Genomic DNA, 24,561 nt, shown 5'->3' on the forward strand with positions numbered 1-24,561 from the left:
GCCTACTACAAAAAAATTTAAAATTATGCCAAGATCAGTAAATTCTGTAGCAAAAAGAGCCAGAAGAAAAAAGGTTCTTAAACAAGCAAAAGGTTACTTTGGACGTCGTAAAAACGTTTGGACAGTAGCAAAAAATGCGGTTGATAAAGCGATGCAATACTCGTACAGAGACCGTAGAAACAAAAAGAGAACATTCCGTGCTTTATGGATTCAACGTATTAACGCTGGAGCTAGACAACATGGTATGTCTTATTCAAAGTTTATGGGTGCATTAAAAGCTAACAATATCGAATTAAACCGTAAGGTTTTAGCAGATTTAGCTATGAACAACCCTGAAGCTTTTGAAGCCATAGTAAACAAAGTAAAATAAGGCGTTTCGCCTATTGTATAACATATTTCGCTTATAAAAAATCCGACTCGTAAGAGTCGGATTTTTTTATTTTATGTTTTTTGCTTTTTCTTTTTTGCAGCAGGAAACAAAACATTATTGAGTATAAGGCGATATCCTGGTGATGTAGGATGTAGATCTAATTCTGTTCTTGGGTCTCCTACTCTATGTGTATAATCTTCTGGATCATGTCCACCATAAAAAGTAAAAAAGCCTTTTCCTTTTATTCCGTGTATATATCTAGCCTCGCCATTTGTTTTATTTTCTCCCATAACAAGCACGTTACTTTTTATTTCATCTCGTGTAAACGCCGTTGTTTGACCCATAAACCCTTTTACTAAAGCTGTATGATTTTGGCATAACATTGTAGGAACAGGATCCCATTTTGCTGAAAAATCCATTAAAGTAAAATAATCTGTCTCTTTAGGAATTTGACGCTTCTGTGTCATATCAATAGAAGAAAACTCATAAACATTTGGGTTTCTTTCTAACGTATAATTTTTAAAAGCAAAAGTATGACTATAATCTATCTTACTTTGATAGTTTGGGCTACTTGCATCACCATCAAACATAGGTTCGCAAATATCAACGCCATCTGCAGATAATGCAATATCAAAACTATCTGTTGCACTACACATAGCAAACATAAAACCACCTCCTATAACATAATCTCGTATTTTTTTTGCTACGTCAAGTTTTTCTAGAGACACTTTACTATAGCCTAATTTGAATGCTAAAGCTTCTGCTTCCTTTTTTTCTTCTATATACCAAGCTGCTGTTTTATAATTTCTATAAAACTTACCATATTGTCCTGTAAAATCTTCATGATGTAAATGCAACCAATCATAAAGTAATAAAGCATCATTTAGCACTTCTTCATCGTAAACAGTTTCATACGGTATTTCTGCATACGTTAATACCATAGTTACTGCATCATCCCAAGGCAGTTTTCCTTTGGGTGTATAAACAGCTATTTTAGGAGCTTTTTCTAAAACGACTGCTTCCATGTTTTTGCTAGGACTGCTTATTTCCTGAAGAATAGATTCAGTTTTAGAATCTGAAATAACTTCAAATGACACACCTCTAATCTGACATTCTCTTTGTATGTCTTCTGTATCTGGAAGTAAAAATGAACCGCCACGGTAATTAAGCAGCCACTTTACTTTTAATTGTTTTTCTAATGTCCAATAGGTAATTCCATACGCTTTCAAATGATTTTTTTGAGATTCGGCATCCATAGGAATAAGTATGTAAGATGCAAAACTGGGTAGTGAAATTAATAAAAGTAATAATATAAGGGTCTTTTTCATAGTTGAAAGATACTCAAATTTTGTGCCTTTGATTTATGCTTTTAAACAATTTTAACCTATTGCATAAGGCAATAATCTGTTATAATGAGGTAAACACTCTTGCAGTAATAGCTTTAAATATTCAGGAAATGGTTCAGTTTTGGGTTTATACTTTGAAAATCCTGTAGATTTATGCACATTATCATACCAATATTTTGCCCATATACCATCTTCTGGTCTTGCTCCTGCTTGCCATTGTAACATAGAATCATAAAATTGTATTTGCGATTTTTCACATAATTTTCTTAATGTATTTTCAGGATTTAATAACAATTTGGTAGAATCTAAAACTATAGGTGTAATTGCTTCCTTTTCAAAAAAATCTAACAAATTGCTATGATCTGCATAACCTATATCTTGAATTGTTGGGTTTGTTATAACTTTTGCAAAGGAAGGAATCATCTCTTTTGGATGTCTTGTTAAGATAACATTTACTACATTTTTCATGAAATCACGGTTTAAATCTAATAAATGATGTGTCATGTTTTTAAAAAACAATACAGGCTTTCTGTCTTCATGCATCATTTTGTTTACTACATTTTCACCGTTATTGTCTAATGAATCTAAAATATCTTTTGCTCCAGGGTGATATTCTTTTGCTTTGGTATTTTTTAAATAATAACCATATAGTGGTTCATCAAACACCAAAGTATCCTCTCGCTGGGCAAATGAATACATTAAAGCTGTTGAAATATTTCTAGGGCCAGACCACAGGCAAATTCTTGTAATGTTGTTATTTTTTGAGTTCATTATTTACACTTGCAATAATTAAATCTTGATATAAACCGCTTACTTTTCTAGTAAAATCACCATAAGATTTTGTACCAATGGTTCTTCCATCAATTTTTGTTACTGGAGTTAATCCCCCAAAAGTTCCTGTTACAAAAGCCTCATCGGCACCATAAACATCAAATAGTGAAAAGTTCTTTTGCTTGCACACAATATTATTTTGTTTACAAACCTCTATCACCTTTGCTCTGGTAATACCATTCATACAATATTGACCTGTTGAAGTCCAAACTTCATTATTTTTAACAATAAAAAAATTAGTAGCATTACATGTAGAAACAAAACCGTTGACATCAAGCATTAATGCTTCGTCTGCTCCTGCTTCAATTGCTTGAATTAATGCTTGTACTTCGTGAAGCTTACTATGGCAGTTTAGCCTTGGATCTAAATAATCTGGAGAACCACGTCTGATAGTACTAGTGAAAAGTGTGATACCTTTTTCTTTACTTTCTTCTGATGCTTTTTTGTATTCTGGAATTATAACAACATTAGGCCCCGAAATAGTAAGCCTTGGGTCTTGTGAAGGTGTTTTTTTTATTCCTCTAGTAATCATAATACGCACATGAACATCATCATACATATTATTAATTTGCAGTGTTTTTTTTATGTTTTGTACTAGCTCTTCTTTAGAAAAACCAAAAGTCATGCCTACAGTTGCCGCAGATTCCCATAATCGGTTAAGGTGATCTTCTAGAAAAACTAACACTCCTTTGTGAAGCCTTAAAGCTTCCCAAATGCCATCTCCTACTAAATAGCCACTGTCAAAAACAGAAATTTTGGCATCATTACGAGAAAAAAACTCCCCGTTTATGTAAATTTTAATATCATTATTACGCGCATCATCTAGCGCGTTATGAGTACCATGAACCATATCTTAATTAAGGTTTATAAATAAAACCGTAAGATACTTAAATTTTAGTTCTGGTTTGCAGACAGTAATTTAGAAATTACTTTAGTGTTAGGGAACTGTTCTAAAATTATTTTAACAAATACGGTAATAGGAATTGCCATAATTAAACCTGGAACACCCCAAATGTATCCCCATAACATAAGCATAACTAAAACAGTGATAACATTTAAAGAAAAAGATTTCCCCATAAATATAGGCTCTAAAATAGACCCAAATAACACTTGAACTCCAGTAATAGACATAATAAAGAAGAATAATGTACTTGTAGGATCAAGCTCTATAATAGCAAAAACAGATAGCATTACTACAGTAATTATAGATCCAACCATTTGAACAAAATTTATCACAAAAGCGAACAATCCCCAAAAAATAGGAAAGCTTACATCAAAAAATAAGCAAGCTAAACCTGTTCCTATTCCTGTTGCTAGACTTACTAGAAATTTTACTTTAATAAATTTTATAAGATCTTTTTCTATTTTTCTGAAGGTTTTAACCGAAGCATGTTTTCCTTTAAGTATGGTACTATTTAATACTTTTTGAAAGTTTATAGACTCTGCCAACCATAAGACAACAAAAAAAGCGGTCATTAAAATTGCTGTTAAAAATTTCCTGATAAAATCAAAAGTTGACCCTATATTATCTTTATGAATAATTTGAGATAATATATTTTTATCTGTGTCAATTTTTACTCCAAAATTATCTTGAAGTGATTTTGAAATAATCTCAAATTTTTCTTCAGCCTTTACAAAAAATTCAGAATCTGAACCTAAAATTTGTTTGCTAGATAGCTCTATTAATTCAAAACCAACTTTAAGACCTCCAATAATTAGCAAAATAACTATAAGAATACTTACTGGTTTTGGTACTTTCTTTTTCCCTAACCAACGCATTAATGGTAAAAACAATAATGCTATAAACATTGAAAAAACTAATGGTACAAATATAAAAGATAGTTGTTTTAGTAAGTAAAACACTAAAGGTATAACTATTACTAGTAGTAATATATTTGTGGTTCTTCTTTGATCCATAAACTAGATTAAGTACTTAAAATATTTGGAAGTATATTTTTAATTAAAATTAAAAAGGTACATCATTATCATCTGGCATTTCAGGAGCATCAAAAGCGTCTGAAGCCGATGGGAAATTACTTGACTTGAATGTATCGTCATTTGCAGCTGCATTCATTTTAGAATGAAACTCATTATCAAATGGTGAATCAAAATCATCAAGGTTGTCAAACTTACCTAAATGCCCTAAGAATTTAAGTCGAATGTTTTCAAGACCACCATTACGGTGTTTTGCAATAATAAACTCGGCTTGACCCTCTGTAGGAGATCGCTCCTCATCATCCCATTCATCAATTTTATAGTATTCTGGTCTATAAATAAATGATACAATATCTGCATCCTGCTCAATAGCTCCAGATTCACGTAAATCTGAAAGTAAAGGTCGTTTACTACCACCACGTGTTTCTACCGCACGAGATAACTGTGATAAAGCTATAACAGGAACATTTAATTCTTTTGCTAATGCCTTTAAGTTTCTGGAAATCATAGAAATTTCCTGTTCACGGTTACCGCCATGACTATTACCACCTGTCATTAATTGCAAGTAGTCTATCATGATAAGCTTTATACCATGTTGAGATGATAAACGTCTGGCTTTTGCTCTTAAGTCAAAAATAGAAAGTGACGGCGTATCATCAATAAATAAAGGTGCCTTTTCTAAATCTTTTACTTTTACATTAAGTTGCTCCCATTCATGTTTTTCTAGTTTCCCTGTACGCAACTTTTCAGAAGATAATCCTGTTTCACTAGATATTAAACGCGTAATAAGCTGTACAGACGCCATCTCTAAAGAGAAAAATGCTACAGGCATATTTTGATCTACAGCTATATTTCTTGCCATAGATAAGGTTAAGGCTGTTTTACCCATACCTGGACGAGCAGCAACAATAATTAAATCTGATGGTTGCCAACCTGATGTTAACTTATCTAATTTTGTAAACCCTGTTGGAATACCACTCAAGCCTTCTTTGTTAGATATTTCTTCAATTTTCTTTTTGGCTTGGATAACTAATTCTTGAGCTGTTTCACTAGATTTTTTGATGTTACCTTGTGTAACTTCGTATAGTTTTGATTCGGCTTTGTCTAATAAATCAAATACATCTTTTGTTTCATCGTAAGAGTCTTCAATAATTTCATTTGAAATTTTAATAAGACTTCGCTGAATATATTTTTGTAAAATAATACGTGCATGAAACTCAATATGCGCTGAAGACGATACCTTTTGCGTTAAAGAAATGAGGTAAAAATCACCACCAGCTAAATCTAACTTTCCGTTTTTCTTTAATTGGCTAGAAACGGTTAATAAGTCAATAGGTTCACTATTTTCAAACAATTGAAAAATGGCTTCAAATATATACTTGTGCGCATCTTTGTAAAAAGCATCTGTGTTTAAAATATCAATAACCTCATCAACACCTTTTTTATCAATCATCATAGCACCAATCACAACCTCCTCTAAATCAATTGCTTGAGGTGGTATTTTCCCTTTTTCTAAAGCGATAATTTTATTCTTATCTACTTGGTATCCCTGTATTTGGTTTGGTTGTTTCATTGTCACGAAAGTAAATAAAACAATGTTTACTTTTTATTTTTTTTTATTGTTCATTGTTAACCACAAGTTAACAATCTAACTGTTAATAACTTAATTTTATTGTTAATAAGCATAAAAAAACTGAAGGTTACCCTTCAGTTTTTTATTAGAGTTGTTTGTTTAAAAGGATTACCCTTTATAAACTCCCATTTCAGTATATTTCTCCATACGTGTATTTACTAGATCTTTTGGTGATAAGTTTTTTAATTCATCGTAAGATTTAATAATTGCATCACGAACTGCTTTAAATGTAGTTTCTCTATCGCTATGAGCGCCACCAAGTGGTTCTTTGATAATATCATCAATCACTTTGATACGCTTACTATCTTTTGCGGTAAGTTTTAGTGCATCTGCTGCTTGCTCTTTATACTCCCAACTTCTCCAAAGTATAGAAGAACAGTTTTCTGGAGATATTACAGAAAACCAAGCGTTTTCTAACATTAAAAATTTATCACCTACACCAATACCTAAAGCTCCACCAGAAGCTCCTTCTCCTATTACAATACATATAACAGGCACTTTCAATCTAGACATTTCTAAAATGTTTCTAGCAATGGCTTCTCCTTGCCCACGCTCTTCAGCTTCTAATCCTGGATATGCACCAGGTGTATCAATAAAAGTTACAACAGGAACTCCAAATTTTTCAGCCGACTTCATTAAGCGTAGTGCTTTTCTATATCCTTCAGGATTTGCCATACCAAAATTTCTGTATTGTCTTGTTTTGGTATTATAGCCTTTTTGTTGCCCTATAAACATAAAGGTTTGGTCACCTATTTTTCCTAAACCGCCAATCATGGCTTTATCATCTTTTACATTTCTATCTCCATGAAGCTCTAAAAAAGAGTCTCCGCAAAGTGCTTTTATGTAATCTAATGTATATGGTCTATTAGGATGACGTGATAATTGTACACGCTGCCAAGGTGTTAGGCTTTTATATATTTCCTTTTTTGTTGCTTGAAGTTTTTTCTCAATTTGTTTACAAGTTTCAGATACATCAACATCACTCTCTTCTCCAATAACTTGACATTTTGTTAATTGCTCTTCAAGTTCTTTTATAGGTAATTCAAATTCTAAATATTCCATCGGAATTGATAGTTTTTAATTTCAGTTAGCTCACAAAATTACATATTTTATTTCGTTTAGAATTTAGTTTCAAATTGAAAAAAAATATAATTTCTAAAAAGGTTATTAACATTCTCTGCTTTAAGCGGTAAATATAAAAACTTTATAAACTAATTAGCCATAAGCTTTTTGTTTTTCATTTTATTAATGTTTTTTATAATACCATTCATTAACACAACACCAATAACAATAAAGGCTCCCACATAAAAAGATGTGCTCATTTGTTCCTTTTCTGGAAAGATTATTAAAGCTAATATGATACCATAAATTGGCTCTAAATTATATGTTAGCACTACAGTGTAAGGACTTATATGTTTCATAACATGAACAGAAGCAATAAATGCATAAGCGGTACAAATAGATGCTAAAATGAATAGATATGAAAAATCAGATATACTTAATGAAAAGAAATTTTCTGGGACTCCTGAATTCATAACACCTATGAATAATGTTATAAAAATGACACCGCATATAAACTCATAAAACGATATAACTGTTGCTGTGTGACTTTGCAAAAACTTACCATTTAGCACAGAAAATAACGATGATAAAAAGGCAGAAACGATACCTAAAATGATTCCGTATAAATAATGTATTTCACTTTGAGTTATTATGAAAACTCCTATTATAACAATAATTCCAAAAATGATTTCGTAAGGAATAATTTTACGCTTATATATAATAGGTTCAATTATAGAGGCAAAAAAAGCTCCTGTAGAAAACATGGATAAAGCAATAGATATATTTGCTGCTTTTATTGAGCCAAAAAAAGTAAGCCAGTGCAAAGCAATAATTATACCTGCTATTGCAAACTTAAGTAGTGTTTGCTTGGTAACTCTTATATTTATTTTGGAAAACACAATGTAAAGTCCCATCAAGATGGTAGCCATGAGCATTCTAAACCATACTAATGAAACAGCCTCTATAGATATTAATTCTCCTAAAATTGCAGTAAATCCGGCAATAAAAACTAATAAATGAAGATGTAAGTAGTTCTTAAACTTATCGTTTTGCATTGTATAAAAGATATATGGCTAATATACCAAATATAACATTTGGAAACCACACAGCAACCAACGGAGAAAAGTCTGATTGTGAAGCCATAACACCAAATATTTTATCAAAAAACACAAAAACCATAGCAATACAGATACCGAAGGCTAAATTTACACCCATTCCACCACGACGTTTTATAGATGATACTGCCACCGCTATTATAGTTAGAATAAAAACCGATACAGGTAAGCTCCACTTTCTGTATTTTACAAGTTTATACCTTCCTATATTTGATGATCCTCTTTCCTCTTCTTTTTTTATAAACTTATCTAGTTCCTTATAAGATAACGTTTCTGCAATGTATTCTACAGGTGTTAAATCTTCTAAATCAAAAGGAAAAATGGTATCTTTTCTTCTAGTTACTTCTAGAATATCGTCGCGTTCTCCAACTTTTCTTTTTACATAAGATAGTAATCTATATGTAGAATCTTTCTCATTATATCTAATGGTATTGGCACTTATTTTATAAACCATTTTATTGTTTTCAAAATGCTCTATAGTAAAGTTTGTACCTCGTTTTTGATTAATATCAAAATTACTTACATAAATATAATCGTTATCATTTATTTGTCTGTAAACGTTTTTTGTATCTACAGCGGTTTGACCTTTCTTTAAATATTTATAAGTAAAATCGTTAAAACCTTTACTTGCTTCTGGAGCTAAATACATACCTAAAGCTAATGCTAATAAGGATACTATAAAAGCACCTATTAGGTAAGGCCTTAAAAACCTTGTGAATGATACGCCAGAACTTAAAAAAGCTACTATTTCTGTATTATTAGCCAACTTTGACGTGAACCATATAACTGAAAGAAATAAAAATAAAGGGAATAGTAAATGAGCAAAGTAGATTGTAAAATCTAGGAAATACAATAAAACCGCATCAAGAGGCGCATTGTTTTCTAGTATTTTTCCTATTTTTTCTGCTAAATGAACTGTAATTCCTATAGGTATAAACAGTAGAAGCATTACAAAAAATGTAAACAAGTAACGCTTAAGTATGTACCAATCTAATATTTTCACAGTTTATAAACGCTTATCCATTTGTTTTACCATCATATCTTTCCAGGTTCTAAAATCTCCTGCTAATATATGCTTTCTTGCTTCTCTAACCAACCATAAATAAAACCCTAAATTATGAATAGTTGCTATTTGTGCACCTAAACGTTCGTTTACGCTAAATAAATGTCTTAAGTAGGCTTTAGTATAATCTGTATCAACATAGGTAATCCCCATATCATCTATAGGAGAAAAATCTGCTTCCCACTTTTTATTTTTGATATTAATTGTACCATGAGCAGTAAACAGCATACCATTTCTAGCATTTCTGGTTGGCATAACACAATCAAACATATCTACACCCAATGCTATATTCTCTAAAATGTTAATTGGTGTACCAACACCCATTAAATATCTTGGCTTATCTTCAGGTAAAATCTCACACACAACATCTGTCATGGCATACATTTCTTCTGCAGGTTCTCCTACTGATAAACCTCCTATAGCATTACCTACAGCGCCTGCATTTGCAATATACTCAGCAGATTGTTTTCTTAAGTCTTTGTAAGTACTTCCTTGAACTATAGGAAAAAATGCCTGACTATAGCCATACTTAAATGGTACTTTTTCTAAATGATTAATACATCTATCTAGCCATCTATGGGTCATATGCATAGATCTTTTAGCATAGTTATAATCACATGGATATGGTGTACATTCATCAAAAGCCATAATAATATCAGCGCCTATTGTTCGCTGAATTTCCATAACATTTTCTGGTGTAAATGTATGATAACTACCATCTATATGCGATTTAAACTTAACACCTTCTTCTTTAATTTTTCTATTGGCCGAAAGTGAATATACTTGGTAACCACCAGAATCGGTAAGTATATTTCTATCCCAATTCATAAACTTATGCAAACCACCAGCTTTTTCTAAAATAGTTGTTTGTGGTCGTAAGTATAAATGGTAGGTATTACCTAAAATAATATCTGGGTTGATATCATTTTTAAGTTCTCGTTGGTGCACACCTTTTACTGAAGCTACTGTACCTACAGGCATAAATATTGGTGTTTCTATAACACCATGATCTGTGGTAATAACACCAGCTCTAGCTTTTGATTGTTGATCTTTTCCTTTTAATTCAAATGTCATATCCTAAAGTCATCAGTTGGCAAATATAATTAACAAAACGTGATGAACTTCTTAATAAAAACAAAATTGTTAGCAAATGCATGATTTTAGTTAATAAAAGCCTCTTAACTCTTTCCTTAAATATATATAAAGCACTATTTTTGCAACGGAAAAATTAACAACTTTAAAATGCCAAACACACAACAACTAGAAGATTTAACTACTCAAGTACGTAGAGATATTTTACGTATGGTACACAAAGTAAACTCTGGACATCCTGGAGGTTCTTTAGGCTGCGCTGAATTTTTTGTAGCGCTTTACAACGAAATCATGACCACAAACGACACATTTGATATGGATGGAATTGGTGAAGATATTTTCTTTCTATCAAACGGTCATATTTCACCAGTTTATTATAGCGTATTAGCTAGAGCAGGCTATTTCCCTGTTGAAGAGCTAAACACTTTTAGAATTATAAACTCTCGTTTACAAGGACACCCAACTACTCACGAAGGTCTTCCAGGAATAAGAATTGCTTCTGGATCATTAGGTCAAGGAATGTCTGTAGCACTTGGTGCTGCACAAGCAAAAAAGCTAAACAACGATTCTCATTTAGTATATAGCTTACATGGTGATGGCGAATTACAAGAAGGTCAAAACTGGGAAGCTATTATGTATGCTGCTGCCAAAAAAGTAGATAACATTATTGCTACTATAGATTTAAACGGACAACAGATTGATGGTTCTACAGACGATGTATTACCAATGGGAAGTGTAAAAGGTAAATTTGAAGCTTTTGGTTGGACTGTTGTAGAAATAGAAGAAGGAAATAACATTGAAGCTATTTTAAAAGGAATGGCTGATGCTAAATCTAAAACTGGACAAGGAAAACCTGTTTGCGTATTACTAAAAACAGTAATGGGTAATGGTGTAGATTTTATGATGCATACTCATGCTTGGCATGGTAAAGCACCTAATGACGAACAATTAGCTATTGGATTAGAACAAAACCCTGAAACTTTGGGAGATTATTAAATGACAAGAATACTTTTAATAGTATTAGCTTTTTTAGCCATAAACTCCTCTTACTCTCAAGATTTGGAGAGGAACTATCATTTTGATTTAGTCACTATTTCAAACGTTAAAGATTACTCACATGGGTTTATGGGAAAAATTATTGATTTTATAAACCAAAAAGATTCGACTTACAATCTTTTTATTAAAGTTAATGGCTTAAATAATGAAGCAACATTAAATGATCGAAAAAAGAAACAGATTATCAAATTTGATGTGGATGAAGATTTTGATTACAAAACTATCGATGATCTTAATAAATTAAGTAACTCTAAATTATTTACAGTAGTTGTACACAGTAAACATAAATCATATAAAAATTCTACTGAAGATTTTGAATATGAATTAGATTCCATCAATAACAAGACAATTGTTCATTTAACCCGTTTTAAAAACAAAAAAAGAAAAAAGATTATTTCTGAGCATTATCATTTTTTAAGTGTTAATAATATTTATGATGGTACAAGTAGTTCTAATTTTAAAAACTATATTTTAGAAAATCATAGTTTAAGAATTGCTGATAATCAAGAATTAGAAAAAATATTACACTTGAAAGATGGCAAAATATGGCTTGAAACTCAATATATATCTAAAAAGATAGTTGATTTCGATTTTAAATTTAAAATTGATGAAGTCTATCCTAAAAGATAAAACAACACAACATAATCATATTAAACAATGAAAACATACACAAATACAGGAAGTAAAGATACACGTTCAGGCTTTGGAGCGGGATTAACAGAGCTAGGAAAAACTAACGAGAATGTCGTTGCTCTTTGTGCCGACTTAATTGGCTCTCTTAAAATGGACGAATTTAAAGCCAATCATCCAGAACGTTTTTTCCAAGTAGGAATTGCAGAAGCTAATATGATAGGTCTTGCAGCTGGTTTAACAGTAGGCGGTAAAATTCCTTTTACAGGAACCTTTGCTAACTTTTCTACTGGTCGTGTTTATGACCAAATTCGCCAAAGCGTTGCTTACTCTGATAAAAATGTAAAGATTTGTGCTTCACACGCTGGTTTAACTCTAGGTGAAGATGGAGCTACTCATCAAATACTAGAAGATATAGGCTTAATGAAAATGCTACCTGGTATGACTGTTATAAATCCATGTGATTACAATCAAACCAAAGCTGCTACAATTGCAATAGCAAAACATCATGGTCCTGTATACCTACGTTTTGGGAGACCTAAAGTTGCAAATTTCACTCCTGAAAATCAAACATTTGAGATAGGTAAAGCTATTCAACTTACTGAAGGTACCGATGTAACTATTGTTGCTACCGGACATTTGGTATGGGAAGCTTTAGAAGCATCAAAAGCATTACAAGAACAAGGCATCTCTGCAGAGGTTATAAATATACATACTATAAAACCTCTTGATGAAAAAGCCATTATTGATTCTGTTTCTAAAACAGGGTGCATTGTAACTGCAGAAGAGCATAACTACCTTGGCGGTTTAGGAGAAAGTGTAGCAAGAACTTTAGCTACTCACAAACCAACTCCGCAAGAGTTTATAGCTACCAATGATACATTTGGAGAATCTGGTACTCCTGCTCAACTAATGGAGAAGTATGGTTTAAATAGCGATGCTATTGTAAAAGCTTGCCAAACTGTTATAAAAAGAAAATAATTACCTTAATTATTCGTTTTATAAACATCAATTTAAAATGAATAATTATGAAAAAAGTCCTCATTAGCGCTATCGCAATCCTATTAACAACAATAGGATTGCAAGCGCAAAATGCCAATGGTTTTGGCTTTAAAGCTGGTTTAAACTATAACGGCAATGGCAATTACTACGAATCTGCAATAAGTAATGCCGAACATCCTGACAGAAACATAGGTTATCATTTTGGTATCTTTGGAAAAATTGGTAAAAATGTATTTTTTAGACCTGAATTAGTCTTTACAAATACCAAAAGTGATTACGTAAACAACAGTTTTACTATGCAAAAACTTGATGCTCCACTATTGGTTGGTGTCAATTTCTTAAAACTATTTAATGCTTTTGTTGGTCCTTCCTTTCAATATATTATAGCTTCTGATTTTGAAAATAGAGTTTTAATATCTGATGTAAAAAACGACTTTACTGTTGGTCTAAACTTCGGAGTTGGTGTTAGCTTTAACCGCATAGGTATAGATTTACGCTATGAGCGTGGTTTTAGTAATAATGAAGCCACTTTTATTAGTAATAATGGCATAGGTATAAGTAGATTAGATACTAGGCAGGAACAGCTTATTTTGGGCGTTTCATTAATTTTATAATAAAAAAAAAGCCACTTGTAAAACAAGTGGCTTTTTTTACTTTAAATATATTATTAGTTCACAGAACTATCTAAATAATCTGGAGTTCCATCATTGTTAGAATCTGTTAAAACTACCGTGTTAAGTGTTATTATAGTGCCATCATTACTCTCTACAATACTAACAAAATACTCATTTGCTTCAGCATTGTTGTCAAAGTAAGTTTGAGCATCTGCTTGAGATGCAAAAGGAGTCATAGTTTCATCTTCAGTATAAGACTTCACTTCTACTTCATCAATAGTTAAAACACCATCTCCATCATCATCGTTATCAATAAGATTTGCTACTAAATCGCCATCAGTATCATCAGTATAGGCATCATCATCAGCATTTAAATCTTCTAAATATGATGGTACACCATCAAAATCATAATCTGTATGCACAGATCCTTTTAATCCAATTTTAAAGATTAAAGATGAATATGCCGGTATTGTTGTTGTAGGAGAAGAAAAATATCCTAATCCTGAAGGAATAAATATAGCGCCTATTCCAAACCCTCTATATGCATCTGTTCCGTCTCCGTTATCTGATACTTCTGTAGCTGTTTTAAACTCTGTTAATCCTTGTCTAAAACCATCAATTACACCTGTTGTTGTTGTACTTACAGTTGTTAAGTTTAAAAGTGTTGGGTTAGCTGTGCTATCAAACACATACCCATCTGTAAGTCTTGAACCTTCATAATCTAAAAAGGCTTGGTCTGTTGGATATAATTCCTTGCCTTGCCCTTCTCGAACTTTTAGATAGTATAGTCTATACTCTATTTCGTCACTATAAGAAAAAGCAACTTTATAACCTACTTGATCTATCAAAGGTGTTTTGTCACTATTATCTCCTGCTATAGTATCAAATACAATTTCAAAATCATCATTAGCTACACCGTAAGGATCAGAAAAATCGAAGTCTTCGTAATTATAAAAGTGTGTTTGTAAATACTCTTCTATTTTTGCAATATCTTCGTTATAAACTTCTGTTCTATCTCTATCTGGCACTGTGTAATAGGTTTCATCATCATCATTATTACAAGATACCACTATAGTTATTATAGAAAGCGTTGCTAACGTTAGTTTTCTTAAATTCATTTTTGCTTATTTTTGAGCCGGCAAGATACAATATAAAAATAGTTTTGCACAAAAAGATTAACGTAGTTTTTACAATTATTATATGCGAATAGACAAGTATTTATGGTGTGTTAGGTATTTTAAAACCAGAAGTCTGGCTACTGCAGCTTGCAAAAAAGGTCACATAAAAGTAAATGGCGATTCAGTAAAGCCTAGTAGAGAGGTTTTTCCTACTGATACTATTGAAGTTAGAAAAGATCAAATCAACTATAAACTTACTGTTAATGATATTCCTCCTAATCGTGTTGGCGCAAAACTGGTAGATATTTATCGTATTGACACAACTCCAAAAGAAGCTTTTGATGCTCAAGAGTTGCTAAAATACTCAAAAGATTATTACCGCAAAAAAGGAACTGGTAGACCCACCAAAAAAGACCGAAGAGATATTGATGATTTTTACGATGAAAATGAATAAGTATTAAATTTCTCCTGTATCTTTGAATTAAATCTATTTTCACAATGAGTGCTACAAAAAATATTATCTTAAATCACGAAGAAATAACTCACAAAATAAGACGCATTGCTTATCAAATATATGAAAGTAACGTTAATGAAAAGGAAGTTATTCTTGCCGGAATAGATAGTAACGGTTATATTTTAGCTAAAAAACTGAAGCTAATGTTATCAAAAATTTCTGACATAAAGCCCATTCTTTGTAAAGTAGAAATTGATAAAAAGAATCCTAGAAATATAATTAAAACCTCTATTGCTCCTAGTGATTACGAAGGCAAATCTGTTGTACTAATAGATGATGTTTTAAACTCTGGAACAACCCTAATTTATGGTGTAAAACACTTTCTTGAAGTTCCTTTAAAACAATTTAAAACCGCTGTTTTAGTTAATAGAAACCATAAAAAATATCCTGTTAAAGCTGATTTTAAAGGTCTTTCTTTATCAACATCTCTACATGAACATATTGATGTTGTGCTAGAAGGAAAAACCTTTGAAGCTTATTTAGAATAACATCATAACTAACTTTTCTAAAATTGTTTTTTGATCTTTATTCGCATCTATAACAACTTCTGCTTTATTATAAAAAACAGTTCGCTCAAACAAATGTTTGCCTACAAACTCTTGCATTTCTTCTAACGAGTTTATGTGAGATATTAAAGGTCTTGACGCTTTATCTATCAATAACCTATCTGCAAGTTCTTTAACAGATACATTTAGGTATACAGTTTTATAGCTTGTGTTGTCAAACAGTAGCTTTTCATTATTTATAAAGCAAGGTGTACCGCCACCTAAAGATAAAATCATAGGACCATCTGCTTGTAATAACTCTTTTAAATAAAAATGTTCTTGCTTTCTAAAATACACTTCACCTTTAGTTTTAAAAATGTCGTGTATGGTTTGTTTTTCTTTTTCTTCTATATAACTATCTAAATCTACAAAAGGAATATTAACAAGCAAGCCTAGCGCTTTTCCTATGGTAGATTTTCCAGAACCCATATATCCTATTAGTATAATTTTCATAACAATTACTTCATTTAAGCAGTGCACAAATAAAAATAAAGCTACAATTAAAAAAAAATTTTTATCGCTATAAATTGATTATTAAAAGGATAGCCGTCTCATTAAAAAAAAATTAAAAAATTATTAAAAAAAAGTATTGTTTAATTGAATAAAGCTCTTATATTTGCACCCGCAAACGCAAACAAAGCCTTGCAAGACCGGGTAGCTCAGTTGGTAGAGCATCTCCCTTTTAAGGAGAGGGTCCTGGGTTCGAGCCCCAGCCCGGTCACAAAAAACCTTGTTAATTTTAACAAGGTTTTTTTTTGCCTAAAATTATATTAAACTCTACTTTTAGCAATAATAAAAGCGCACGTGGCGGAATTGGTAGACGCGCTGGCTTGAGGGGCCAGTATCCGTTTAGGATGTGGAAGTTCGAATCTTCTCGTGCGCACTTTTTTCTTTTCTATCTTTTTCCACGAATACTTCTATTATTTTACAATCATACCTATAGAAAATAGTATCTTCGTTTCATGATTGAGAAGCTACAAGAAAACTACGGTCACCTTTTAGAAAAGGATTTAATATCTGAACTAAACCAAGTTGGTATTTACAAGAAAATCCCTGAAAATTTTCAGCTTATTGAAATTGGTCAATATATCAAAAGTATGCCTTTACTTATATCTGGTGCTATTAAGATATTGCGAGAAGACCATGATGGAAATGAACTTCTACTCTACTTTCTTGAAAAAGGAGACACATGCGCCATGACACTCACATGCTGTTTAGGACAAACTAAAAGCGAAATAAGAGCCATTTCTGAAAATGAAACCGAACTTATTATGATTCCTATTGAAAAAATGGAGTTGTGGTCTGCTAAATATAAGAGCTGGAGAAACTTTGTGTTTAAAAGCTACCATGATAGACTCAACGAAATGCTAGAAACTATTGATAGCATTGCTTTTTTAAAAATGGATGCCCGACTTCTTAAATATCTTAATGATAAATCAAAAATTAACAACACTAACACAATACACAATACACATCAAGAAATAGCCTATGAGCTAAACACTTCTCGTGTTGTTATTTCAAGATTATTAAAAAAACTTGAAACCCTCAATAAAATAGAACTACATCGTAACCATATAATTTTAAAAGAACTTTAAGCTTTGTAACATAAGTTACTTTTTATGTGCTAACTCGTATTTACCTTTGCTTAAAAATTAAGAATAACACCAAATGAGTTTAATTGACATTTTAGGATATGTAGGCGCCTTAATTATAGGAATTGTTCTAGGACTTATTGGCGGTGGTGGTTCTATATTAACAGTGCCTTTAATGGTTTATTTACTAGGATTTAACCCAGTTGTTGCTACAGCCTATTCTCTTTTTGTTGTTGGGTCATCGTCTATTATTGGTGTTTTTCAAAAGCATAGAAAGCAATTAGTTGATTTTAAAACAGGATTTGCATTCTCGTTTCCATCGTTTTTAGCTGTGTATATTTCTAGACGTTATTTTCTTCCTCTTATTCCTGAAAGTCTTTTTGAAGTTAACGGATTAGTGCTAACAAAAAATATGGCTATTATGATATTTTTTGCCATAGTTATGTTCTTTGCATCTATATCAATGATAAAAGGAAGAAAAGAGATTGAGACACCAATAACCAAACAATCATATTATAAAACGTTTATTCAAGGATTAGTTATTGGAACCATAACCGGACTTATAGGCGCTGGTGGTGGCTTTTTATATGTCCCTGCACTAGTGCTTTGGGCTGGATTGCCTATGAAAAAAGCCGTAGGAACATCTCTTGTAATTATAGCTATAAACTCACTGATTGGTTTTTTAGGCGATGTACACCACTCTGAAATGCATTGGGGTTTCCTACTAACGTTTTCATTAATAACCATAATAGGAATACTTATAGGTGGTTATTACTCAAAATATGTATCTAACAAAAAACTTAAAAAAAGTTTTGGATGGTTTATCATGATTATGGCCATCTATATTATAATAAAAGAGATTATTTAAAAATCACAATACATATAGTATTTTTGTATTGTTAAGATTGATGTTGAAGTTAAAAAAGTAAGATTATGAAAATTGAACAAATATACACAGGTTGTTTAGCTCAAGGCGCTTATTACATTGAAAGTAATGGCGAAGTTGCTATTATTGACCCATTAAGAGAAGTAGAACCTTACATTAAAAAAGCCGAAAAAGCTAACGCAAAAATCACCTATATTTTTGAAACGCATTTTCACGCTGATTTTGTTAGCGGACACGTAACACTTTCTAAAAAAACCGGAGCTCCTATTGTTTACGGACCAATGGCAAACCCTGCTTTTGATGCAATTATAGCAAAAGATGGACAAGAATTTAAATTAGGCAACATAACGATAAAGGCCATTCATACACCTGGCCATACTATGGAAAGTACTTGCTATTTACTCATTGATGAAAATGGTAAAGACTATGCGCTTTTCAGTGGAGACACGCTATTTTTAGGTGATGTAGGACGTCCAGATTTAGCACAAAAAGCCGCTGACATGACACAAGAAGAATTAGCAGGCACACTTTATGAAAGCTTAAGAACTAAAGTAATGACACTAGCTGATGATGTGATTGTGTATCCAGCTCACGGTGCTGGCTCTGCTTGTGGTAAAAATTTAAGCAAAGAAACGGTTGGCTCAATTGGAGAACAAAAAAAGACCAATTATGCCCTTAGAGAGAACATGACAAAAGATGAATTCATTCAGGAAGTCACTGATGGTTTATTGCCTCCGCCTCAATATTTTCCGCTTAATGTAAAAATGAACAAAGAAGGTTACGATGACATAGATGATGTTTTAGAGCGCGGTACTAGAGCTTTAAGCCCTTATGAGTTTGAAGCTATAGCAAATGATTCTGGAGCCATTGTACTTGATGTTAGACATCAAAAAGATTTTGTTAAAGGACATATTCCTAGATCTATTTTTATTGGTATAGATGGTGGGTTTGCTCCTTGGGTTGGTGCTTTAATTGCCGATGTTCAGCAACCTATTTTATTAGTTACACCTGAAGGTCGTGAAGAAGAAACCGTTACAAGGTTATCACGCGTTGGTTTTGACAACACTTTAGGTTTCCTAAATGGCAGTTTTGATGCTTGGGAAAAAGCAGGAAAAGATATTGATACAATCGAATCTATATCTGCAGAAACATTTAAAGAAGCTCTTAATAATGATATTCCTGTTTTTGATGTAAGAAAACAAGGTGAATACCTGTCTTCTCACATTAAAGATGCACATTTAACCCCTTTAGATTTTTTAAACGATCATTTAGCCGAATTCCCTAAAAATGATACTTTTTATGTGCACTGCGCTGGCGGATATAGAAGCGTTATTGCTGCTTCAATTTTAAAAAGTCGTGGTATCCATAATTTAATAGATGTAGCTGGAGGATTTGGTGCTATAAAAAAAGCTGGAATCCCTGTTACTGATGAAGTTTGTCCTTCTACTTTAAAATAAAATAAGCCTAGTTGCCTATAATTAATCTAAAAGTAATTTATCTATTGTTGATGTAATTGCTTTACTATTCCAATTTGCGGCACCAGTCTTATCAACCACTATCATTCCTTTTTTGTCTATTAAAAATGTTCTGGGTATAGAACTCACTTGAAACACACTAGGAATGGTAGTTTTTGGTTGAAATGTTGGAATCTGATATTGATGCTTTCTTAAAAATTTTGTTGTAGTATCCACTGACTCATTAGAAACAAACAAAAACACTACTTCATCTTTATAATCTTCATATAACGCATATAAACTTGGCATTTCAGCAATACATGGCGGACACCAAGTAGCCCAAAAGTTTACAACAACCACTTTGTTTTTAGCATCATTAAAATTATATATTGCTCCCGTAGCATCTAGCAACTTCCAGTCATAATTATTTACAGAAGCTCTTTCAGAAACTTCAGTTACAGATGGACTAATCATTGCTAATCCTTTGTTTAAAAAAACTTGAATGGGTTTTCGCGTTTGGGGAACTATTAATAATACAATAACAACTATTAATATAATATTACTTGTTTTTAATTTCATTTTTCAAAATATTAAAGCACAACCACCAGTAAGGTGATCATGCTCTAAAACTAACAAAAATTTACTTTTATCTAGTCACCATTCCTGTTGGAAGTGAATTTAAATTTTGCATAAAATTGTGTGTTGATGGTGCTGTTTCCATTCCTGCTGTTCCTAATAATGGTTTTATAGAAAATGGTGCTGGAGAATTATCAGGAACTGGTTCTACCGAAATAACCACCGTTCTGTTTCTTATATCTAAAGGAAACGTCTCGCCCATTGGTGCATTTATAAAGAAATCTTCTCCTGGTATTGGTGGTCCAGCTTGTGATGTTTCACTAAATGGCGCACTATCATCTGCCATATTAAACACGTTAAATCGTCCTGTTGTTAATGGCCCTGAATCGCCAACAACCCAACCTTCATAAGCCCAACCATCTGGAAGCTCTGGCAAATTAAAATTAGAAACTGGAGGCATTCCTGGTGTTCCAAACCAGACACCATACTGATCGTTACCATTATTTATACCTGTTTCATCTGTTGGAGTTCTTAAAAAGAAAGCTCCTGCTGCACTAGAAAAATCTCCTACAATACCAGAATTAACATTTGCAGTATCTCCTGAAAAATCACCAACTAAAATTTTTGTATCTGCTGGAGCTGGATCTAAATCTATTGCTGGTTCTATGGACAACACAAAAGTTGTTGCTGCATTTAATTACGCGGTGTTTACTGAAAACGTTTGTGGAAAAGTTACACTTGAAAATGTACCTGTAGATACTGGTTCTCCATCTACAATTATCCAGCCCTCATAAACAAAATCGTCACCTAAAGCTTCTAGTCCGTTTAAGTTTAAAGTTAAGTCTGATGTTTGTGCTCCTGGTAATATAACTAAACTATCGTAGTCGCTACTACAAGATGTTATTAAGGCTGATAGCGCTACAACTGAAAAAATCATTTTTTAATCATTGCTTTTATTTTTTAAAGTTCTTTATCAAAAGTGTTTTAAAGCAATAACTAAAAATATTAGCTAACTAACATTACGCATTTTTTAAAAATTCTGATTTCTTTCCTGTTGAAATCAATAATATGAGCATCTTTTAATTCGTTCATTAAAATATTGAGTGTTGGTCTAGATGTTCCTATTAAAGAAGCAATATCTTTTTGAGTATATGGATGTTTTATAATTTGATTTCCCGTTTGTTCTCAATTATAACCATACTCTGTACATAATTCATTTAAAAATTCTAAAAGTCTCGTTTTTGAGTCTTTAAAAAGTAGTAATTATAATCGCCTTTCTAACTTTTTAAACTTAAAGCCTATAAACTTGTAAATTTTAAAGCTAAAGGTTTGATTATCTCTCATTAATTCGTGCATGGTATTTACACCTATAGGACATATTGATGTATTATTATCTAGTGATTGAGCAAATCCGTCTCGCTTTTCTACGCCTAGAATGGCTTTTTCCCCAAAGAGCTCACCTTTTGTTAAAATTGCTTTAGTTACCTCTGTACCATCATTATTATAGTAACCAATTTTAACCTTTCCTTTTTCTATGAGATAAACTTTATTTGCAGAGTCTTCTTCAAAATAAATGTAATCTTTCTTTTTATAAGCATCAAAAGTGTGTTGCTTTTTGTAGGTTTTAAATTTGTGAGGACATAAGACTGTAAAAAGATTTACATCTTCAAAAAACCAAAGAGATTTTTATTTTTAAGAGTTTTTGTTAGCTATATAAACTGTCGCTAAATAGAAAACCCCCTTACAATTTATGCAATAAAAAAAGCCCTTAATTTAAGGGCTTTTTAATTAGTATTCTCATCTATATTAAGGCATTAAGCATTTTCAGCAGCAATTAAATTTAGTGCCGAACCTGCTTTATACCATGCTATTTGAGCATCATTATAAGTGTGATTAACTTTTATTTCATCTTTACTACCATCTGCATGAACCAGCTCTATTGTTAGAGGTTTATCTGGTGCAAATTCATTAAGATCTAAAAAGTTGAATGTATCGTCTTCTTGAATTAAATCGTAATCATTTTCATTGACAAAAGTTAGGCCTAATAATCCTTGTTTTTTAAGATTTGTTTCATGAATACGAGCAAATGATTTAACAATTACAGCGGCAACACCTAAATGTCTAGGCTCCATAGCTGCATGCTCTCTAGATGATCCTTCTCCATAGTTATGATCACCTACAACTACAGATTTTACGCCTGCTGCTTTGTAAGCTCTTGCTGTATCAGGAACGCCTTCATATTCACCAGATAACTGATTCTTTACAAAATTTGTTTTTTTATTAAATGCATTTACAGCACCTATTAAACAGTTATTAGAAATGTTATCTAAATGACCTCTAAAACGTAACCATGGTCCCGCCATACTAATATGATCTGTAGTACATTTTCCAAAAGCTTTAATCAACAGTTTCGCGCCTTTTATTTCATCACCAATTGGCTCAAAAGGTGTTAGTAATTGTAAGCGTTCTGATTTAGGATTTACTGTAACCGTAACACCACTACCATCTTCTAATGGCTCAACATAACCAGCATCTTCCACCTCAAAACCTTGTGGTGGTAATTCTATTCCTTGTGGTTCATCTAGTTTTACTTCTTCACCATCCTCATTAATTAATGTGTCATGCATTGGGTCAAAATCTAAACGTCCAGAAATTGCAATTGCAGCAACCATTTCAGGTGAACCAACAAAGGCATGCGTATTAGGGTTTCCATCTGCTCTTTTTGAGAAGTTTCTATTAAATGAATGTACAATGGTGTTTTTTTCTTCTCCTTTTAAATCACTTCTATCCCATTGTCCTATACATGGTCCACAAGCATTTGTAAATATAGTTGCATCAAGATCTTCAAAAATCTTTAAAATACCGTCACGCTCTGCTGTATAACGAATCTGCTCTGATCCTGGGTTAATACCAAAATCAGCTCTTGATTTAATTTTTTTATCTACCGCCTGTTTTGCGATAGATGCTGCACGCGTTAAATCTTCATAAGAAGAATTGGTACAAGACCCTATTAATCCCCAATCAACTTTTATTGGCCAATCATTTTCTTTTGCTTTCTTACCTAATTCACCAACTGGTGTAGCTAAATCTGGTGTGAAAGGTCCATTTAAATGTGGTCTTAATGTATCTAAATCTATTTCTATAACTTGATCAAAATATGATTCAGGATTAGAATAAACTTCATCATCTCCAGTTAAATACTCACGAATTTTATTAGCTGCATCAGCAATATCACTTCTATCTGTTGCTCGTAAATAACGCTCCATTGAATCATCATATCCAAATGTAGATGTTGTTGCTCCTATTTCGGCTCCCATATTACAAATAGTTCCTTTACCTGTACATGATAGGTTTTTTGCTCCAGGTCCAAAGTATTCAACAATAGCTCCTGTTCCTCCTTTTACCGTTAGAATACCAGCTACTTTAAGAATAACGTCTTTAGCAGAAGTCCAACCGTTCAGGCTTCCTGTTAACTTAACACCTATGAGTTTTGGAAATTTTAACTCCCAAGGCATACCTGCCATAACATCAACAGCATCTGCGCCTCCTACTCCAATGGCCACCATTCCTAAACCACCTGCATTAACTGTGTGAGAATCAGTACCAATCATCATACCTCCTGGAAAAGCATAATTTTCTAAAACAACTTGATGAATAATTCCTGCTCCTGGTTTCCAAAAGCCAATACCATATTTATTAGATACTGAAGCCAAGAAATCAAATACTTCATTACTTGTTTCATTTGCTCTTTTTAAATCAGGTGCAGCACCTTGTTTTGCTTGAATTAAATGGTCACAATGTACCGTTGTTGGTACTGCTACTTTTGCTTTACCTGCTTGCATAAACTGCAACAAAGCCATTTGTGCTGTTGCATCTTGACATGCTATTCTATCTGGTGCAAAATCTACATAATCCTTGCCTCTAACAAAAGCTTTTTCCGGATTTCCATCCCAAAGATGTGCGTATAAAATCTTTTCTGAAAGTGTTAATGGTTTACCTACAACTTCTCGTGCTTTATCAACACGTTCTGCCATTTTAGAGTAAACGTTTTTTATCATTTCAATGTCAAATGCCATATGATTAGTTTTTTTGGTTTTTTTATGTATTAAATTTATTAAAAAAAAGCG

26 protein-coding genes, 2 tRNA genes and 1 pseudogene are annotated in these 24,561 nt (G+C 32.3%); 12 read left to right on the forward strand and 17 right to left on the reverse strand.

Features of this window, described 5'->3' with window-relative positions:
• Positions 1 to 25 precede the first annotated feature (25 nt).
• Positions 26 to 370, forward strand: coding sequence for a 50S ribosomal protein L20 (rplT, locus tag ACN5J3_RS12025; RefSeq protein ID WP_344729253.1), 345 nt, complete (start codon positions 26 to 28; stop codon positions 368 to 370).
• Between the two features lie 71 nt (positions 371 to 441).
• Here rplT and ACN5J3_RS12030 read toward each other — a convergent pair whose 3' ends face one another.
• From ACN5J3_RS12030 to tgt, 9 genes are all read right to left on the reverse strand, one after another.
• Complete coding sequence (locus ACN5J3_RS12030) at positions 442 to 1,698, reverse strand: asparagine synthetase B (protein ID WP_418511899.1); 1,257 nt, start codon at positions 1,696 to 1,698, stop codon at positions 442 to 444.
• Between the two features lie 51 nt (positions 1,699 to 1,749).
• Positions 1,750 to 2,487: a sulfotransferase family protein gene (locus ACN5J3_RS12035; protein WP_418511900.1), complete on the reverse strand. Its 738-nt coding sequence runs from the start codon at positions 2,485 to 2,487 to the stop codon at positions 1,750 to 1,752.
• Complete coding sequence (locus ACN5J3_RS12040) at positions 2,471 to 3,397, reverse strand: aminotransferase class IV (RefSeq protein ID WP_418511901.1); 927 nt, start codon at positions 3,395 to 3,397, stop codon at positions 2,471 to 2,473. Before ACN5J3_RS12040 ends, ACN5J3_RS12035 begins: the two co-directional genes overlap by 17 nt.
• 44 nt (positions 3,398 to 3,441) lie before the next feature.
• Positions 3,442 to 4,464, reverse strand: coding sequence for an AI-2E family transporter (locus ACN5J3_RS12045; protein ID WP_418511902.1), 1,023 nt, complete (start codon positions 4,462 to 4,464; stop codon positions 3,442 to 3,444).
• A 49-nt stretch (positions 4,465 to 4,513) separates the two neighbouring features.
• Positions 4,514 to 6,055, reverse strand: a complete 1,542-nt coding sequence (gene dnaB / locus ACN5J3_RS12050) for a replicative DNA helicase (RefSeq protein WP_344729243.1) — start codon at positions 6,053 to 6,055, stop codon at positions 4,514 to 4,516.
• Positions 6,056 to 6,223: 168 nt separating this feature from the next.
• Positions 6,224 to 7,177: an acetyl-CoA carboxylase carboxyltransferase subunit alpha gene (locus ACN5J3_RS12055; protein ID WP_418509556.1), complete on the reverse strand. Its 954-nt coding sequence runs from the start codon at positions 7,175 to 7,177 to the stop codon at positions 6,224 to 6,226.
• Positions 7,178 to 7,326: 149 nt separating this feature from the next.
• Positions 7,327 to 8,232, reverse strand: coding sequence for a DMT family transporter (locus ACN5J3_RS12060; protein WP_418511903.1), 906 nt, complete (start codon positions 8,230 to 8,232; stop codon positions 7,327 to 7,329).
• Entirely contained in the window at positions 8,219 to 9,295 is a 1,077-nt protein-coding gene (locus ACN5J3_RS12065; protein WP_417289472.1) for an LptF/LptG family permease, read from the reverse strand. The genes ACN5J3_RS12060 and ACN5J3_RS12065 overlap by 14 nt, the downstream gene beginning before the upstream one ends.
• 3 nt (positions 9,296 to 9,298) lie before the next feature.
• A complete protein-coding gene (tgt, locus tag ACN5J3_RS12070) occupies positions 9,299 to 10,429 on the reverse strand; it encodes a tRNA guanosine(34) transglycosylase Tgt (RefSeq protein ID WP_344729235.1) in 1,131 nt (376 codons plus the stop codon).
• A 168-nt stretch (positions 10,430 to 10,597) separates the two neighbouring features.
• Between tgt and ACN5J3_RS12075 the strand changes: the two genes are divergently transcribed.
• From ACN5J3_RS12075 to ACN5J3_RS12090, 4 genes are read left to right on the forward strand one after another with little or no spacing between them, the layout of a single operon-like run.
• A complete protein-coding gene (locus ACN5J3_RS12075; RefSeq protein WP_418509554.1) occupies positions 10,598 to 11,443 on the forward strand; it encodes a transketolase in 846 nt (281 codons plus the stop codon).
• Positions 11,444 to 12,133 carry a hypothetical protein gene (locus ACN5J3_RS12080; RefSeq protein ID WP_418511904.1) on the forward strand — a complete coding sequence of 230 codons (690 nt, stop codon included), beginning with the start codon at positions 11,444 to 11,446 and terminating at the stop codon, positions 12,131 to 12,133.
• A 27-nt stretch (positions 12,134 to 12,160) separates the two neighbouring features.
• Complete coding sequence (locus tag ACN5J3_RS12085; protein ID WP_418511905.1) at positions 12,161 to 13,114, forward strand: transketolase family protein; 954 nt, start codon at positions 12,161 to 12,163, stop codon at positions 13,112 to 13,114.
• A 47-nt stretch (positions 13,115 to 13,161) separates the two neighbouring features.
• The gene (locus ACN5J3_RS12090) at positions 13,162 to 13,749 is read left to right on the forward strand and encodes an outer membrane beta-barrel protein (RefSeq protein WP_418511906.1); all 588 of its coding nucleotides are present in this window, start codon (positions 13,162 to 13,164) and stop codon (positions 13,747 to 13,749) included.
• A 53-nt stretch (positions 13,750 to 13,802) separates the two neighbouring features.
• Here the strand turns inward: ACN5J3_RS12090 and ACN5J3_RS12095 are convergent, their stop codons facing one another.
• Positions 13,803 to 14,867: an FKBP-type peptidyl-prolyl cis-trans isomerase gene (locus ACN5J3_RS12095; protein WP_418509550.1), complete on the reverse strand. Its 1,065-nt coding sequence runs from the start codon at positions 14,865 to 14,867 to the stop codon at positions 13,803 to 13,805.
• Positions 14,868 to 14,949: 82 nt separating this feature from the next.
• On the opposite strand from ACN5J3_RS12095, the gene ACN5J3_RS12100 reads away from it, so the two are divergent.
• Both ACN5J3_RS12100 and ACN5J3_RS12105 read left to right on the forward strand, forming a co-directional pair.
• Positions 14,950 to 15,321 (forward strand): RNA-binding S4 domain-containing protein, encoded by a 372-nt coding sequence (locus ACN5J3_RS12100; protein ID WP_344729223.1) that lies wholly within the window; start codon positions 14,950 to 14,952, stop codon positions 15,319 to 15,321.
• Positions 15,322 to 15,365: 44 nt separating this feature from the next.
• Positions 15,366 to 15,869, forward strand: coding sequence for a phosphoribosyltransferase family protein (locus ACN5J3_RS12105; protein ID WP_344729221.1), 504 nt, complete (start codon positions 15,366 to 15,368; stop codon positions 15,867 to 15,869).
• On the opposite strand, the gene ACN5J3_RS12110 is transcribed toward ACN5J3_RS12105, so the two are convergent.
• A complete protein-coding gene (locus ACN5J3_RS12110; protein WP_418509549.1) occupies positions 15,861 to 16,379 on the reverse strand; it encodes a shikimate kinase in 519 nt (172 codons plus the stop codon). The genes ACN5J3_RS12105 and ACN5J3_RS12110 overlap by 9 nt on opposite strands.
• Positions 16,380 to 16,574: 195 nt before the next feature.
• Here ACN5J3_RS12110 and ACN5J3_RS12115 point away from each other — a divergent pair.
• From ACN5J3_RS12115 to ACN5J3_RS12135, 5 genes are all read left to right on the forward strand, one after another.
• Positions 16,575 to 16,647, forward strand: a tRNA-Lys gene (locus ACN5J3_RS12115).
• 77 nt (positions 16,648 to 16,724) lie between these two features.
• Positions 16,725 to 16,809: transfer RNA gene (locus ACN5J3_RS12120), tRNA-Leu, on the forward strand.
• 79 nt (positions 16,810 to 16,888) lie between these two features.
• The gene (locus ACN5J3_RS12125) at positions 16,889 to 17,521 is read left to right on the forward strand and encodes a Crp/Fnr family transcriptional regulator (RefSeq protein ID WP_418511907.1); all 633 of its coding nucleotides are present in this window, start codon (positions 16,889 to 16,891) and stop codon (positions 17,519 to 17,521) included.
• 73 nt (positions 17,522 to 17,594) lie between these two features.
• Entirely contained in the window at positions 17,595 to 18,386 is a 792-nt protein-coding gene (locus ACN5J3_RS12130) for a sulfite exporter TauE/SafE family protein (RefSeq protein ID WP_417289480.1), read from the forward strand.
• A 65-nt stretch (positions 18,387 to 18,451) separates the two neighbouring features.
• Positions 18,452 to 19,861 carry an MBL fold metallo-hydrolase gene (locus tag ACN5J3_RS12135; RefSeq protein WP_418511908.1) on the forward strand — a complete coding sequence of 470 codons (1,410 nt, stop codon included), beginning with the start codon at positions 18,452 to 18,454 and terminating at the stop codon, positions 19,859 to 19,861.
• A gap of 21 nt (positions 19,862 to 19,882) precedes the next feature.
• Here ACN5J3_RS12135 and ACN5J3_RS12140 read toward each other — a convergent pair whose 3' ends face one another.
• The 6 genes and pseudogenes from ACN5J3_RS12140 to ACN5J3_RS12165 all read right to left on the reverse strand — a co-directional run bounded on the left by ACN5J3_RS12140 (position 19,883) and on the right by ACN5J3_RS12165 (position 24,510).
• Complete coding sequence (locus ACN5J3_RS12140; protein WP_418511909.1) at positions 19,883 to 20,437, reverse strand: TlpA family protein disulfide reductase; 555 nt, start codon at positions 20,435 to 20,437, stop codon at positions 19,883 to 19,885.
• 67 nt (positions 20,438 to 20,504) lie between these two features.
• Positions 20,505 to 21,107, reverse strand: a complete 603-nt coding sequence (locus ACN5J3_RS12145) for a hypothetical protein (protein ID WP_418511910.1) — start codon at positions 21,105 to 21,107, stop codon at positions 20,505 to 20,507.
• 24 nt (positions 21,108 to 21,131) lie between these two features.
• On the reverse strand, positions 21,132 to 21,371 hold the full coding sequence (locus ACN5J3_RS12150) for an anti-sigma factor (RefSeq protein WP_418511911.1): 240 nt from the start codon (positions 21,369 to 21,371) through the stop codon (positions 21,132 to 21,134).
• A 68-nt stretch (positions 21,372 to 21,439) separates the two neighbouring features.
• Positions 21,440 to 21,601 carry a helix-turn-helix domain-containing protein gene (locus ACN5J3_RS12155; RefSeq protein WP_418511960.1) on the reverse strand — a complete coding sequence of 54 codons (162 nt, stop codon included), beginning with the start codon at positions 21,599 to 21,601 and terminating at the stop codon, positions 21,440 to 21,442.
• A gap of 96 nt (positions 21,602 to 21,697) precedes the next feature.
• A pseudogene (locus ACN5J3_RS12160) lies at positions 21,698 to 22,018 on the reverse strand (Crp/Fnr family transcriptional regulator); the annotation flags it as partial.
• 230 nt (positions 22,019 to 22,248) lie between these two features.
• Entirely contained in the window at positions 22,249 to 24,510 is a 2,262-nt protein-coding gene (locus ACN5J3_RS12165) for an aconitate hydratase (protein WP_418511912.1), read from the reverse strand.
• Between the last annotated feature and the right edge of the window lie 51 nt (positions 24,511 to 24,561).

The organism is Corallibacter sp., from assembly GCF_048381695.1.
GTDB classification, from domain to species: domain Bacteria; phylum Bacteroidota; class Bacteroidia; order Flavobacteriales; family Flavobacteriaceae; genus Corallibacter; species Corallibacter vietnamensis.